A 14,124-nucleotide genomic window follows, 5' to 3' on the forward strand; every position below is an offset into this window, starting at 1 on the left:
GGAGTAGAGCATCATGAACCGCTTCTTCGTCTATCACCCGGTATTCGCCTGGGTGATCGCGCTCTTCATCGCGCTGTTCGGTGTGATTTCGCTGCGGCTGCTGCCGATCGAAAGCTATCCGTCCGTCGCGCCGCCCGCGTTGAACCTGGCGATCAATTATAACGGCGCCGATGCCGAGGTGATGGACCGTTCGGTGACGGCCGTCATCGAGAAGGAACTGAACGGGGTCGACAATTTCCTGTACATGGCGTCGACCAGCCGTTCGAACGGCACCGCGCAGATCACCGTCACCTTCAAACCCGGCACCAATCTGGACGTGGCCCGCACGCAGGTTCAGGACCGGTTGAGCCGCGCCGAACCGCGTCTGCCGCAGGAGGTGCGCGCACTCGGCATCCAGGTGACCGAGGGCTCGGCGGGCTTCCTGGAAGTCATCACGCTCAGCTCCAAGTCGGGCAAGACCAGCCCGGTCGAGATGGGCAATTTCGCAGAGAACAACATCCGGAACGAGCTGCGTCGTATCGAGGGCGTGGGCGACGTGCAGTTGTTTGGCTCGCCCTATGCGATGCGCATCTGGCTCGATCCGCAGAAGCTCGCTGGCTATAACCTGTCGGCATCCGAGGCGCTGGCGGCGGTGCAGGAGCAGAACAGCCAGACCGCGGGCGGCTCGATCGGCGCCCAGCCATTGAACCGCACGGCCGAGTTCACCGCGCAGATCATCACCCAGAACCGTTTCGCGACGCCCGAACAGTTCCGCCAGATCATCATTCGCGCCAATCCCGACGGTTCGGCGATCCGGCTGGGCGATGTGGCGCGGGTCGAACTGGGCAAGGACAATTACGGCTTCCGCCTGACCCTGAACGGCAAGGAGACGGTCGGTCTCGCCGTGCAGTTGGCGAGCGGCGCGAACGCGCTGGCGACCGCCGACGCGGTAGCGGCCAAGATGAAGCAGCTTCAGTCGAGCTTCCCCGCCGATGTGACCTGGAGCGTTCCCTTCACCACGACGCCGTTCATCACGGCTTCGGTCGAAAGCGTGATCCATACGCTGGTCGAGGCGATGATCCTCGTCTTCCTGGTGATGTTCCTGTTCCTGCAGAACTGGCGCGCCACGCTGATCCCCGCGATCGTCGTGCCGATCGCGCTGGGCGGTGCCTGTATCGGCCTGCTGGCCTTCGGTTTCTCGATCAATACGCTGTCGCTGTTCGGCATGGTGGTGGCGATCGGCATCCTGGTCGACGACGCGATCGTCGTCGTCGAGAATGTCGAGCGTATCATGTCGGAGGAGGGACTGAGCCCGCGCCGCGCGACCGTGAAGGCGATGGGGCAGATCACCGGGGCGATCATCGGCATTACGCTGGTGCTGGTCGCGGTGTTCATCCCGATGGCGTTCTTTCCCGGTTCCACGGGGGGCATTTATCGCCAGTTCTCGGTGACGCTGGCGGTGTCGATCTTCTTCTCCGCCGTACTCGCCCTGACGCTGACGCCCGCCCTGTGCGCGACGCTGCTGAAGCAGGAGGATGCGCATCTGGAGGATCGGCCCGAGCCCAAGCCGGGCGTGCGCGGCCTGCCGCAGCGCTTCTTCAACTGGTTCAACGACAGGTTCGGCCGTGGTACGGAAAAATACACGGGCGGCGTGAAGCGGATGATGACGCGGCCGGTTCGCTGGCTGGCGGTGTTCGCCGTCGTCGTCGTCATCACCGGCCTGATGTTCACCCGCATCCCCGGCGGCTTCCTGCCGACCGAGGACCAGGGCTATATCTTCGTGTCCTATGACGCGGCGCCCGGTGCCACGCTGGAGCGGACGGGCGAGGCGATCACCAAGGTCGAGAAGTTCCTCCACGCCCAGCCGCAGGTGTCCGACATCGTGTCGGTCGCGGGCTTCAACTTCTTCGGCCAGGGCCAGTCGGCGGGCATCTCGTTCGTCAACCTGAAACCATGGCATGACCGCAAGGGGACCGCGAACAACTCGACCACGCTGGTCGGCAAGACGATGGGCTTCGTCCAGTCGATCCCGGAGGCGACCATCTTCGCGCTCGACCCGCCGCCGATCCAGGCGTTGGGCAACGCCACCGGCTTCTCGATGAAGATCGAGGATCGGTCGGGCCTGGGTGAAGCCGCGCTGCAACAGGCGCAGGGCGCGATCCTGGCCAAGGCGTCGCAGAACAAGGTGCTGATGGGCGTTCGCCCCGAAGGCCTGGGCCCGGCGCCGCAGCTCTATGTCGATATCGATCGTATCCAGGCGCGCGCGCTGGGGCTTCAGATCGCGGATGTGAACCAGACGCTGTCGATCGCCTTCGGCTCGGCCTATGCGAACGACTTCGTCCGCGAAGGCAATGTGTTGCGCGTCTATCTTCAGGCCGACGCACCGCAGCGTATGTCGCCCGAGGATGTGCTGGCGCTGCGCGTCCGCAATACGCAGGGCAATATGGTGCCGTTCTCCGCCTTCACGAAGGTGCGGTGGCAGAACGGGCCGCAGCAGCTGGAGCGGTATAACGGTTATCCGTCGCTGACCATTTCGGGCATGGCGGCACCCGGCCAGTCGACCGGCACCGCGCTCAACGAAATGGAGAAGATCGCACGCGAAGTGATGCCGGCGGGCATGAGCTTCGAATGGACCGGCACCGCGTTCGAGGAACGCCAGGCGGGCGGCCAGATCGGCCTGCTGCTGGGCCTGTCGCTGGTCGTGGTCTTCCTGCTGCTCGCGGCGCTCTACGAAAGCTGGGCGATCCCGCTGGCTGTGTTGCTGGTGGTGCCGTTCGGTGTGCTGGGTGCAGTGTTGCTGACCATCTTCCGCGGCTTCTCGGCGGACGTGTACTTCAATGTCGGCCTCATCACGATCATCGGCCTGGCAGCGAAGAACGCGATCCTGATCGTGGAGTTCGCGATCGAGGACGAGGAAGGCGGCCGTTCGCCCTTCGAGGCGACCCTGGAGGCGGCGCGGCAGCGTCTGCGCCCGATCCTGATGACCAGCCTTGCCTTCATCCTGGGCATGGTGCCGCTGTTCATCGCAAGCGGGGCGGGCGCGGCCAGCCGTCGTGCGGTCGGCACCGGCGTCATGGGCGGCATGATCGCGGCGACCGCGTTCGGCATCTTCTTCACCCCCGTCTTCTACATCGCGGCCAAGAAGTGGCTGGCGCGCGAGCATGACCATGAGGCCGCCGATGCCGAAGAGGAGGCGCGCGAGCGTGACGGACGAACGGGTGAAGAGGAGGGCCCGGCCCATGCGTAAGGCCTTTTCCCGCGCGGCCGCTGCACTGGCGCTGACCAGTGCGCTGGCGGGTTGCAACCTGGCGCCGCAATATCGCCAGCCGATCGCGCCGGTCTCCGCCACCTATCCCGAGATGGCGACCGGCACCCGGACGGCGGCCGAGATTGGCTGGCGCGAATTCTTCGGCGACGACCAGCTGAAGGCCTATATCGCCGCCGCGCTCGCCAACAACCGCGATCTGGCGCAGGCGGTGGCGCGGGTCGCGCAGGCACGGGCGCAGTATCGCATTCAGGATGCGCAGCGCCTACCCGCGCTGGATGCCTCGGCAGGCGCGTCGCGGACCCGCGTGCCGCTCAACTCGCTGGGCTTCGGCAATGCGATCCCCGGCGCCGGGAACGCCGAAAATCCGACCTCGATCACCTATAACCAGTTCTCGCTGGGCGCACGGGTGTCGAGCTTTGAGCTGGATTTCTGGGGCCGGGTCCGCAACCTGGCGGAGGCGCAGCGGCGGCAATATCTGGCGACGGTCGAGGCGGAGCGCGCCTTCCGCCTGTCGCTGGTGGGCCAGGTCGCCGCGACCTATCTCCAGATCCGTGCGGCCGAGGAACAGATCGCGCTGGCCGAGCGGACCGTTGCCAGCCGCCGCGAAGGCTTGAGCATCGCCAAACGGCGGATGGATGCGGGCGTCACCTCCAGCGTCGATTACGACCAGGCGGCGGCCCTGCTGACCCAGGCGGAAACGCAGCTGGCTGAGTTGCGCCGTACGGTCGCCCAGTCGCAGAATTTGCTGACCGTGCTGGTTGGCGGCCCGATTACCGGGCCGCTTCCCGCCGGACGGCGTCTGGGCGACCAGAACCAGTTCGCCGCGATCGAGCCGGGATTGCCGTCGGCGCTGCTCGTCAATCGACCCGATGTGCTTCAGGCCGAGCAGCAATTGCTAGCGGCCAATGCCAATATCGGTGCGGCGCGCGCGGCCTTCCTGCCCAGCATCTCGCTGACCGGGCTGGCGGGCTTCGTGTCGCCCGCGCTCCGCAGTCTGATCGACGGCGATTCGACGCAATATCAGGTGCAGGGTGCCGCCTTGCTCCCGATCTTCGACTGGGGCCGCCGCAACGCGCAGTTGAAGCTCAGCCGCGCGCAGGCGGACGAACTGACCGCCGCCTATCAGCGTACGGTGCAGGGGGCGTTCCGGGAAGTGGCCGATGCGTTGGTCGCTCGCCGTCGCTATGCCGAGCAGATCGAGGCGCAGACCCGCGCGGTCGAGGCGCAGCGTCGGCTCGCCCGCACCGCGCGGCTCCGCTACACCAACGGCATCGCCATCTATCTCGAAGTGCTGGACGCCGAGCGCAATCTGTTCTCCGCCGAACAGCAGTTGCTGACCCTGCGCAGTGCCGCCCTTCAGAATGACGTCACCCTCTATGTCGCGCTGGGCGGTGGCCTGCGTGAAGGCGGGGCGACGTCCACGGTTCCCGCGTCCGGCTAAATCCCCGAACCCCCGGCCGACGCGGTTGAGCGAGGGGCGTACGGGTCCTCCCCCCGTGCGCCCCTTTGCTTTGGTCCGTTAACCGCTTAACCGGCCTGTCATGGAACAGGAGCGCGGTATGACAGGCTGGACGATCGGGATCATCGGCGGCTCGGGGCTTTACGCGATCGACGCGCTGGAGGATGTCGAGACGCTGGTGATCGACACGCCCTGGGGTGTGCCGTCCGACAGTCTGGTGCAGGGACGGATCGGCAATGTCCGTTTCGTCTTCCTGCCGCGGCATGGCCGGGGCCATCGCCTGTCGCCGACCGAGCTGAATGCGCGTGCCAATATCCATGCGCTGAAGCTCGCGGGCTGTACCGATGTGCTGGCGATCTCCGCCATCGGGTCGCTGCGCGAGGAATTGCCGCCGGGCCATTTCGTCGCGGTCGACCAGTTCATCGACCGGACCGTCCACCGCGACACCAGCTTTTTCGGTGCAGGCCTGGTCGCGCACGTCTCGATGGCCGATCCGGTCTGTCCGCGCCTGTCGACGCTGGCCGCGCAGGCGGGCGAGCGGGCAGGGGCGCGGATGGTGCATGGCGGCACCTATCTGGCGATGGAGGGGCCGCAATTCTCGACCCGTGCGGAAAGCCATCTCTACCGTCAATGGGGCGCCGATGTGATCGGCATGACCGCCATGCCCGAGGCCAAGTTGGCGCGCGAGGCGGAGCTTCCCTATGCGTTGATCGGCATGGTCACCGACTATGACTGTTGGCGCGAGGACGAGGCGCATGTCGAGGTCGATACGGTCCTGGCGCAGCTTGCCGCCAATGCCGCGACGGCGCGGGCGCTGGTCGTCGAACTGGCGGCGATGCTGCCTGCGGAGCGAACCGCCTCGCCGATCGACACGGTGCTCGATCAGGCGCTGATCACGCATATCTCGCATATGGATCGGGCCAAGGCGGAAAGCCTTGGCCCGATCGTGTCGCGCGTCCTGGCGAGGCGCGGCGGCTGACGATCAAACGGCCGATTGTCCGGCTGTTCTGGCGTCAGAAGCGGAAGCTCAACCATCCTGCCCAGAAGTCCGAGCTTTTGAGGTTGGCCCGCTGCAGCACCGTGTCGGCCTTGAAATGTTCGTATCGGCCAACGAACGAAAGACGCGGCGTGATGGTCCATGTCGCCTGAAGGCGAGCGACCTCGCCGACCTTCTTGCCACGCACATTCTGCGTGCCCGCCCATGGCGCACCGCTGGCCCGATAAACGGCGTCGAATTCGTCGGGCCGCCAGGCGAAGCCATATTCAGTCGCCAGACGCACGCCCTTGACGGGCGAGAAGGTGAAGTTCGGCGCGGCGTACAACAGGTTCGTCGGCGTCAGGAACAGGCCATAGCTGTAATAGATATTGTTGCCGAACAGGCCGCTGGTCGTGTTCAGCTCGCCGTTGCGCTGATAGGCGCCACCGCCCGAACCATAGTCGAAATGCACGCCGACGCGCGGCGCATCGGGCTTCTTGCCCAGGCGATAGGTCTGCGCTACAAAGGCCTGCCATGCCGAAATCGGACGGTTGCCGAAGGTGCCGCGCTGATTGTTGACGGTCCAGTCGATATTGAACGGCCCGGCATCGCCATAAGCATGCAGACCCAGGAAATAGCGTTCCTCAAGCGCGGTCGTCGGCCCCCAGGTCGCGCGCCGATTGCGCAACCGCCAGATGAACGGATCGAGGAACAGCTTCGATCCGCCGAACAATTGGGGCGACAGGCGAAAGCCGAAGGTCGCGCCGGTGAAGCGGATATCGGGATTGGTCTTGTCGTCGCTGATACCCTGGAAGCCGTAGGTGACATAGTTCAGATCGAACACGTCGATCCGCGCATCCTTCCCCCGCGCATAAGCGCGCACGCCGTCGAGCACGAAGTAGAGCGTGTTGTTGTCACGACCGACGGTCAGCAGCTGCGGCCCGTCGAAAAACTCCTGACGCCCGGCGCGCACGCCGACGTCCAGGCCCAGCGCCTTGCCCTTCACCTCGGCGAAGAGCTGCTGCACCGCCAATTTGTTGCGCAGGTTGCCGCCGGGCGTGCCCAGGTTGATACCCTGCAGCTCGGCGCGGCCGAGTTCGCCGAACACCCGGAAATGGTCGCCCAGATGCACATCGGCACCGCCGACGAGGCGCAGGATATCCTGACGCTGCTGCTCGACCTCGCGCAGATTGGGGTTGGTGGTCAGGTTCATGCGGGCACGCGCCTCGCCCGAGAAGGTGACGTAGGACTTGCCGTCCTCGGTCAGCTTCACGCACTTCAAGGCGTCGATGGGATCGTCGCGCTTGGCCGGATCGCACATCTTGCGCCAATCCTCGGCCCAGCGCGACTGGTTGTAGCCGCCCACCGTATTGCCGTCGCCTGCCGCGCTGGTCGGATAGGCGGTGCTGGCAGGGCTGGCGGGTTCCGCGGCCGCCTTGGGCGTGACGGTCTGCGCCACCGCCGGGGATGCGACCATCCCGGTCGCCGACACCATGGCGGTGCCAGCAAGCCAAAGAAACTTCATGGAAATAACCCCCTTCAATCAAACCATTCTGTCGTCACGTCGGCTGCTTTATCGCATCCAGGTAAACAAAAATGACCCGGCCGGTGGATCGGCCGGGCCCGGATAGGGATCAGGCAACCGCAGCCTGGGTGGCGGCAGGGGCGGGGAGGATGGGATGGCCGTTCAGGGCGGCGTCGAGCGCTTCCTTGTCGAGGGCATTTTCCCAACGGGCGACGACGACGGTGGCGACCGCGTTGCCGATGAAGTTGGTCAGGCTGCGGCACTCGGACATGAAGCGGTCGACGCCTAGGATCAGCGCCATCCCCGCCACCGGAACGTCGGGCACGATCGACAGGGTGGCGGCCAGCGTGATGAAGCCCGCACCGGTGACGCCCGCCGCGCCCTTGGACGAGAGCATCGCGACGAGGAGCAGGGCGAGCTGCTGACCGAGCGACAGATCGACGCCGCAGGCCTGGGCGATGAACAGCGCGGCCAGCGTCATATAGATGTTGGTGCCGTCAAGGTTGAACGAATAGCCGGTGGGCACGACCAGGCCGACGACCGACTTCTCACAACCGGCCCGCTCCATCTTCACGAGCAGGTTGGGCAGCGCGGCTTCGGAGGACGAGGTGCCGAGGACCAGCAGCAGTTCGGCCTTCAGATAGCGGATCAGCTTCAGGACCGAGAAACCGTTGGCGCGGGCGATGGTGCCGAGCACGACGACGACGAACAGGATCGAGGTGAAATAGAAGGTCGCGACCAGCGCGCCGAGGTTGACCAGGCTGCCGACGCCATATTTGCCGATGGTGAAGGCGATCGCACCGAATGCACCGATCGGCGCGGCGCGCATCAGGATGCCGACCATGCGGAAGACGACGACGCTGATCCGCTCCAGGCTGTTCAGCAGCGGGCGGGCAGGCTCGCCGACCAGCGCCATCGAAATGCCGAACAGGATCGCGACCATCAGCACCTGCAGGATGTTGCCCTGAGTGAAGGCGCTGACCAGCGTGTCAGGGATGATGCCCAGCAGGAAGCCGGTGACGGTCGTGTCATGCGCCTTGGCGGTATATTCGGCGATCGATCCGGCCTTCAGCGTGGTGGGATCGATGTGCATGCCCGCGCCCGGCTGGACGACATTGGCGACGATCAGGCCGACGATCAGCGCGAAGGTCGATACGGTGATGAAGTAGAAAAATGCCTTGCCCGCGACGCGGCCGACCGACCCGAGTTCGCGCATGCCGGCGATACCGGTGACGACCGTCAGGAAGATCACGGGTGCGATGATCATCTTCACCAGTTTGATGAAGGCATCGCCGATCGGCTTCAGCGACTCGCCGAACGCAGGCCAGAAATGGCCGATGAACGCGCCCAGCACGATCGCGAATATGACCTGTACGTAAAGGTGGGACCAGATGCGCGCCCGGCGGGGCGCCTCTGCCACGGCATAATCTTGGGCGATCATGGCTATTCGACATCCTCTGCAAAAAGGTGGACCGGACGCGGTGGACCGCGCTTCCGAATTGAACCCAGTGTGCGAGATGCCGCCGTGCTTTACAAATTCCTAAAACGCCACCCTAACGTACTGTAATATAACGATAAATAATCGATAAGTCGTTGAATGAGCGCGAAAATCCGCATGACAATCGGGTCGGTGTTGCGATATTTCGCACATATGTCCCTGCCTCCGTCCATCAGCCGTCACTATCTTCGGCGCTACGCCCTGCCTGTGCTGGCGGTGCTGCTGGTGGCTATCGCGGCAGCCTTGGCCCTACGGGTCTACGCGCATCGCCAAGCCGTGGCGGGGCTCCGCACCGAAGCCGTGCGCATCGCGCGCCAGCAGGAACGGCTGCTTAACAGCGAGTTGCAGCGCTTTCGCCTGTTGCCGATCGTCCTGGTCGAATATCCCGATGTGGCCGCGGCGCTGCGCAACGGATCGCATCAAGCCGCCGAACGGCTGAACGAGAAGCTGCGTGGGTTGGCGGAGCGGACGGGCGCGCCGGTCATCTATGCCATCGATCGGAGCGGACGCACCATCTCCGCCTCCAATGCGGGGCGGCCGGACAGCTTTGTCGGGCGGGATTACAGCTTCCGGCCCTATTTCCGTCAGGCGATGCGCACCGGCACGGCGGAATATTTCGCGCTGGGCAATACCAGCCATCGGCCGGGCCTGTTCCTGGCGCGCCGTATCGGCCCGGCCTCAGCCCCCGACGGCGTGGTCGTCGTCAAGGTCGAGTTCGACCGTATCGTACAGGCTTGGGCGAGCGATGCGGGCCAGACCCTGCTGCTCGACGATCACGGCGTCGTCGTGGTCACGACGGACCCGCGCGCGGAGTTCACGCTGACCCATCCGCTCACCCCGGCGGCTCAGGCGGCGATCCGCGATAGTCAGCAATTCGGCAACATCACGCTACGCCCCGGCCCCTATCGGATCATCGGTCGTGATGCGACCGACCGCGACGGCGCGCGTTTCGTCGTTGGCGCGATCCCGGCACCACTTCCCCATTGGCGGCTCGTCCATATCCTTCCCACCAAGCCCGCGCTGCGCGACGCAGATAGCTGGGTACGGTCGGCGACGGCGTTGATCGGGGTGCTGCTGGTCGGCCTGACGCTCGTGGCGATCTGGCGGCGGACACGCGCTGAACGCGCCGCGATGGCGCGCGAGGCCCTGGAGGACGAGGTCGCCCGACGCACCGCCGAACTGCGCGCGACCAACGATCAGCTCACCGTGGAGATTGCCGAGCGTATCCGCGCCGACCAGCGTTTCCGCGCCGCGCGCGAGGAACTGGCCCAGGCCAATCGTCTGGGCTCGCTCGGCTCGATCACCGCAGGCGTCGCGCATGAGATCAACCAGCCGGTCGCCGCGATCCGGACGCTGGCGGACAATGCCCGGACCTTCCTGTCGCGCGACAAGCCGGAGCAGGCCTCGGGCAATCTGGCGACCATCGTCGAGTTGACCGAGCGGATCGGATCGATCGTTCAGGAGATGCGGCGCTTCGTCCGGCGCGGGAGCCATGGGCTGGGCCCGGTATCGCTCGACGCGGTGCTCGACGGGACCATGCTGTTGATCGGCGACCGGTTCCGCACGGCGGGCGTCGCCCTGGAACGGCCGAGCGGCGAAGCCCTGCCCATGGTGGTGGCGGGACGGGTTCGGTTGGAGCAGGTGCTGGTCAATCTGCTGCAGAATGCGCTTGATGCCGTGGCGGGATGCCCGTCCCCTCGGGTACGGTTGACCGTTGCGGAGCGGGCCGATGGCATCGAACTGATCGTCGAGGATAATGGGCCCGGCCTCGACCCCGCGATCGCGACGGAGATTTTCACCCCCTTTGTGACGGGTAAGCCCGATGGATTGGGCCTGGGCCTGGGGATTGCGCAGGATATCATGACGGAGTTTGGCGGCGTGCTGGAAACCATCCCCTCGACCTTGGGCGGTGCGGGCTTTCGATTGCGGATGCGCCGGGCATGAACGAGACGCTGCGTGTCCTGCTCGTCGATGACGACACGGTGCTGCGCCAGGCGCTGGCCCAGTCGTTCGAGCTGGCCGGGATCGATGTCGAGGCGCATGGCGATCCGCTGGCCGCGCTGGCGACGATAACGGCGGACTTCCCCGGCATGGTCGTCTCCGACATCCGGATGCCCGGTATCGACGGGATCGAGCTGTCCCGGCGGATCGCGGCGATCGATGCCGAGATACCGGTGATCCTGATGACCGGGCATGGCGACGTGCCGATGGCGGTCGCCGCGCTGAAACAGGGCGTGCACGATTTCGTCGCCAAGCCCTTTGCGGCAGACCATCTGGTGGCCAGCGTCGAGCGTGCGCTCGAAATGCGGCGGCTGGTCCTCGACAACCGACGCCTGCGGCAAGCGGCCGAGGAGGCGCAGGGTGCTTATCCGTTGATCGGCGAAACGCCCGTCATGATGCGGTTGCGCGAGACGGTGCGGCAGGTCGCGCAGGCCGATGTCGACGTACTGGTCGAGGGGGAGACGGGCACCGGCAAGGAACTGGTCGCGCTGCTGCTCCACCGTTGGAGCGCCAGGCGGACCCGGCCCTTCATTGCGGTCGACTGCGCCGCGCTGCCCGAGGCGATTGCCGAGGACGAGTTGTTCGGTCAGGCGCATGGCCGGACGCCGGGCCGGATCGCGGCGGCGCATCGCGGCACGCTGTTCCTGGACGAGGTCGACAGCATGGCGCCTGCGCTCCAGGGCCGGATGCTGCGGGTGGTCGAGGAGCGGGAGGTGCGCGCGATCGGGGCCGAAGACCCGCAGGTGCTCGACCTGCGCATCGTCGCCGCCGCCAAGTCCGACCTGGCGCGGGCGGTGGCGGAGGGGCGGTTCCGCGCGGACCTGCTCTACCGGCTGGATGCGGTTCGACTGCGCGTGCCGCCCTTGCGCGAGCGGCGGGCCGATGTGCCGCTGCTCTTCGCCCATTTCCTGCGCGAAGCGGCGGAGCGGTTCGGGCGGCCGGTGCCGATGATCGACGGCGGCATCCATGCCCGGCTGTTGTCGCATGACTGGCCCGGCAATGTGCGCGAGGTGCGCAACTATGCCAATCGCGTCGCGCTGGGCCTGTTCGGCGAGGCGCGCGATGCGGGTGATCCGCTTCCCCTGCCGGAGCGGGTCGAGCAGTTCGAGGGCGCGACGATCCGCGCCGTGCTGGAGGAAGTGGCAGGCGACGTCCGCGCCGCGCTCGCCATACTCGGCATCCCGCGCAAGACCTTTTACGACAAGGTCGCCCGGCATGGCATCGACCTGAACGCCTATCGCCCCAATCGCGCTTGACGTTACGACGGGGGCAGGGGAGCATGGCCGCCACGACACCGATATGCGGTGCGGGGGTTAGGAGAATGCCATGGAGGATGCCGCTGCCCGGCTGGCGCGCGATCCGCGCTATATCGCGCTCGTTCGCAGGCGAGGACGATTCACGACCGTCCTGACGGCGATCATGCTGATCGTCTATTTTGGGTTCGTGCTGACGATCGCGTTCGACAAGGCGTTGCTGGCCCAATCGGTCAGCGGAGGCGCGACCAGCTGGGGCATTCCGGTCGGTCTGGGCGTCATCGCGCTGGCGATCCTGTTGACCGGGCTTTACGTCTGGCGCGCCAATCGCGATTTCGATCCGGTGATCGAGGCCCTGCGCACGGAGTATGGCGCATGAGGCGCGGCCTATCCGCGCTCGCCGTGCTGCTGGCGATCAGCCCGATGTCGGCGGCACAGGCCCATGCGATCGGCCCGGCGGTGCAGCAGGCGACGAACTGGACGGCGATCGGCATGTTTGCCGCCTTCGTCGCGCTGACGCTGGCGATCACCCGTTGGGCGGCGCGGCGGACGCGCACGGCGTCGGATTTCTATACGGCGGGCGGCGGCATCACCGGCTTTCAGAATGGTCTGGCGATCGCGGGCGATTTCATGTCGGCGGCCTCGTTCCTAGGCATTTCCGCGCAGATCTATGCCGATGGCTATGACGGTCTGATTTATTCGATCGGCTTTCTAGTAGGCTGGCCGATCCTGCTCTTCCTGATGGCCGAGCGGTTGCGCAATCTGGGCCGTTTCACCTTTGCCGATGTGGCCTCCTTCCGCTTTGCCCAGACACCGGTGCGGATGGTGGCGGCCTGTTCGACGTTGCTGGTCGTCCTGTTCTACCTGATCGCGCAGATGGTGGGGGCGGGGCAGCTGATCCGGCTGCTCTTCGGACTGCCTTATGGCTATGCCGTCGTCATCGTCGGTGTGCTGATGACGCTCTACGTGCTGTTCGGCGGCATGACCGCTACGACCTGGGTCCAGATCGTCAAGGCGATGATGCTGCTCGGCGCGGCCAGCTTCATGGCAATCGCGGTGCTGGCGCGGTTCGGTTTCAGCCCCGAGGCGCTGTTCGCACGGGCGGTCGAGGTCAAGACGGCGCTGGCCGCCCTGGCAGGCGCAGGCCCGGACGAGGCGGTGGCGAAGGGCCGTGCGATCATGGGGCCGGGCGGGTTCATCAAGGACCCGATCTCCGCCATTTCGATCGGCGCGGCGCTGATGTTCGGGACGGCGGGTCTGCCGCATATCCTGATGCGCTTCTTCACGGTGCCCAACGCCAAGGCGGCGCGCAGTTCGGTGCTGTGGGCGACGGGCTGGATCGGGTATTTCTACATCCTGACCTTCGTCATCGGCTTCGGCGCGATCGTGTTGGTCGCGACCGATGCGGGCTTCCTCGATGCAGAGGGGGCGCTGCGGGGTGGCAGCAACATGGCGGCCATCCATCTCGCACAGGCGGTCGGGGGTAATCTGTTCCTCGGCTTCATCTCGGCCGTGGCCTTTGCGACGATCCTGGCGGTCGTTGCGGGGTTGACCTTGTCGGGTGCATCGGCGGTCAGCCATGACCTCTATGCGACGGTCATCAAGAAGGGGCAGGCGGACTCCGCCTCCGAACTGCGGGTGTCGCGGATCACGGTGCTGGTGCTGGCGGTGGTCGCGATCCTGCTGGGCATCCTGTTCGAGAAGCAGAATGTCGCCTTCATGGTCAGCCTGGCCTTCGCGCTGGCCGCCTCGGCCAACTTCCCGGTGCTGTTCCTGTCACTGCTCTGGTCGGGGTGCACGACGCGCGGCGTGGTGGCGGGCGGCCTTGTCGGGTTGCTGACCGCCCTGGTGCTGACCATCCTGTCTCCTGCCATCTGGGTGACGGTGCTGGGCCATGCCGCGCCGATCTTCCCCTATGGTTCGCCGACCATCTTCTCGATGCCGCTGGCATTCCTGACGATCTGGCTGATGTCGGTCACCGACCGGAGCGACCGGGCGGCCATCGATAAGGCGGGCTATCCGGCACAGCGCGTCCGGTCGGAGACCGGGATTGGGGCCTCTGGCGCGCACGACCATTGAGAACCCGTCCCCGCTGTCTCGTAACGGGGCAGCGGGGACATATGCGCGACAACTGCACCAATGCCGAAATGGTCAACGCGGCGTTA

The 14,124-nt window shown here is 66.0% G+C and carries 9 protein-coding genes; 7 read left to right on the forward strand and 2 right to left on the reverse strand.

Translation table 11 applies throughout. The annotated features are described in order from the left end of the window. Positions 1-13 precede the first annotated feature (13 nt). From U1H82_RS13670 to mtnP, 3 genes are all read left to right on the forward strand, one after another. Positions 14-3,226 (forward strand): multidrug efflux RND transporter permease subunit, encoded by a 3,213-nt coding sequence (locus U1H82_RS13670; RefSeq protein WP_322965507.1) that lies wholly within the window; start codon positions 14-16, stop codon positions 3,224-3,226. Further along, positions 3,219-4,688: an efflux transporter outer membrane subunit gene (locus tag U1H82_RS13675; protein WP_322965509.1), complete on the forward strand. Its 1,470-nt coding sequence runs from the start codon at positions 3,219-3,221 to the stop codon at positions 4,686-4,688. Before U1H82_RS13670 ends, U1H82_RS13675 begins: the two co-directional genes overlap by 8 nt. 118 nt (positions 4,689-4,806) lie before the next feature. Continuing rightward, entirely contained in the window at positions 4,807-5,685 is an 879-nt protein-coding gene (mtnP, locus tag U1H82_RS13680; protein WP_322965511.1) for an S-methyl-5'-thioadenosine phosphorylase, read from the forward strand. A 34-nt stretch (positions 5,686-5,719) separates the two neighbouring features. Here the strand turns inward: mtnP and U1H82_RS13685 are convergent, their stop codons facing one another. Both U1H82_RS13685 and U1H82_RS13690 read right to left on the reverse strand, forming a co-directional pair. After that, positions 5,720-7,207: an alginate export family protein gene (locus tag U1H82_RS13685; protein WP_322965513.1), complete on the reverse strand. Its 1,488-nt coding sequence runs from the start codon at positions 7,205-7,207 to the stop codon at positions 5,720-5,722. A gap of 109 nt (positions 7,208-7,316) precedes the next feature. Then, positions 7,317-8,648, reverse strand: a complete 1,332-nt coding sequence (locus U1H82_RS13690; RefSeq protein WP_322965514.1) for a dicarboxylate/amino acid:cation symporter — start codon at positions 8,646-8,648, stop codon at positions 7,317-7,319. A gap of 210 nt (positions 8,649-8,858) precedes the next feature. Between U1H82_RS13690 and U1H82_RS13695 the strand changes: the two genes are divergently transcribed. From U1H82_RS13695 to U1H82_RS13710, 4 genes are all read left to right on the forward strand, one after another. Continuing rightward, the gene (locus U1H82_RS13695; RefSeq protein WP_322965517.1) at positions 8,859-10,649 is read left to right on the forward strand and encodes a sensor histidine kinase; all 1,791 of its coding nucleotides are present in this window, start codon (positions 8,859-8,861) and stop codon (positions 10,647-10,649) included. Continuing rightward, on the forward strand, positions 10,646-11,962 hold the full coding sequence (locus U1H82_RS13700) for a sigma-54-dependent transcriptional regulator (protein ID WP_322965518.1): 1,317 nt from the start codon (positions 10,646-10,648) through the stop codon (positions 11,960-11,962). Before U1H82_RS13695 ends, U1H82_RS13700 begins: the two co-directional genes overlap by 4 nt. 70 nt (positions 11,963-12,032) lie before the next feature. Continuing rightward, a complete protein-coding gene (locus U1H82_RS13705) occupies positions 12,033-12,338 on the forward strand; it encodes a DUF485 domain-containing protein (RefSeq protein ID WP_322965519.1) in 306 nt (101 codons plus the stop codon). Further along, positions 12,335-14,038 (forward strand): cation acetate symporter, encoded by a 1,704-nt coding sequence (locus U1H82_RS13710; protein WP_322965521.1) that lies wholly within the window; start codon positions 12,335-12,337, stop codon positions 14,036-14,038. The genes U1H82_RS13705 and U1H82_RS13710 overlap by 4 nt, the downstream gene beginning before the upstream one ends. Positions 14,039-14,124: the final 86 nt, after the last annotated feature.

Source organism: Sphingomonas fuzhouensis, assembly GCF_034659795.1.
In the GTDB taxonomy this organism is placed as follows: Bacteria; Pseudomonadota; Alphaproteobacteria; order Sphingomonadales; family Sphingomonadaceae; genus Sphingomonas; species Sphingomonas fuzhouensis.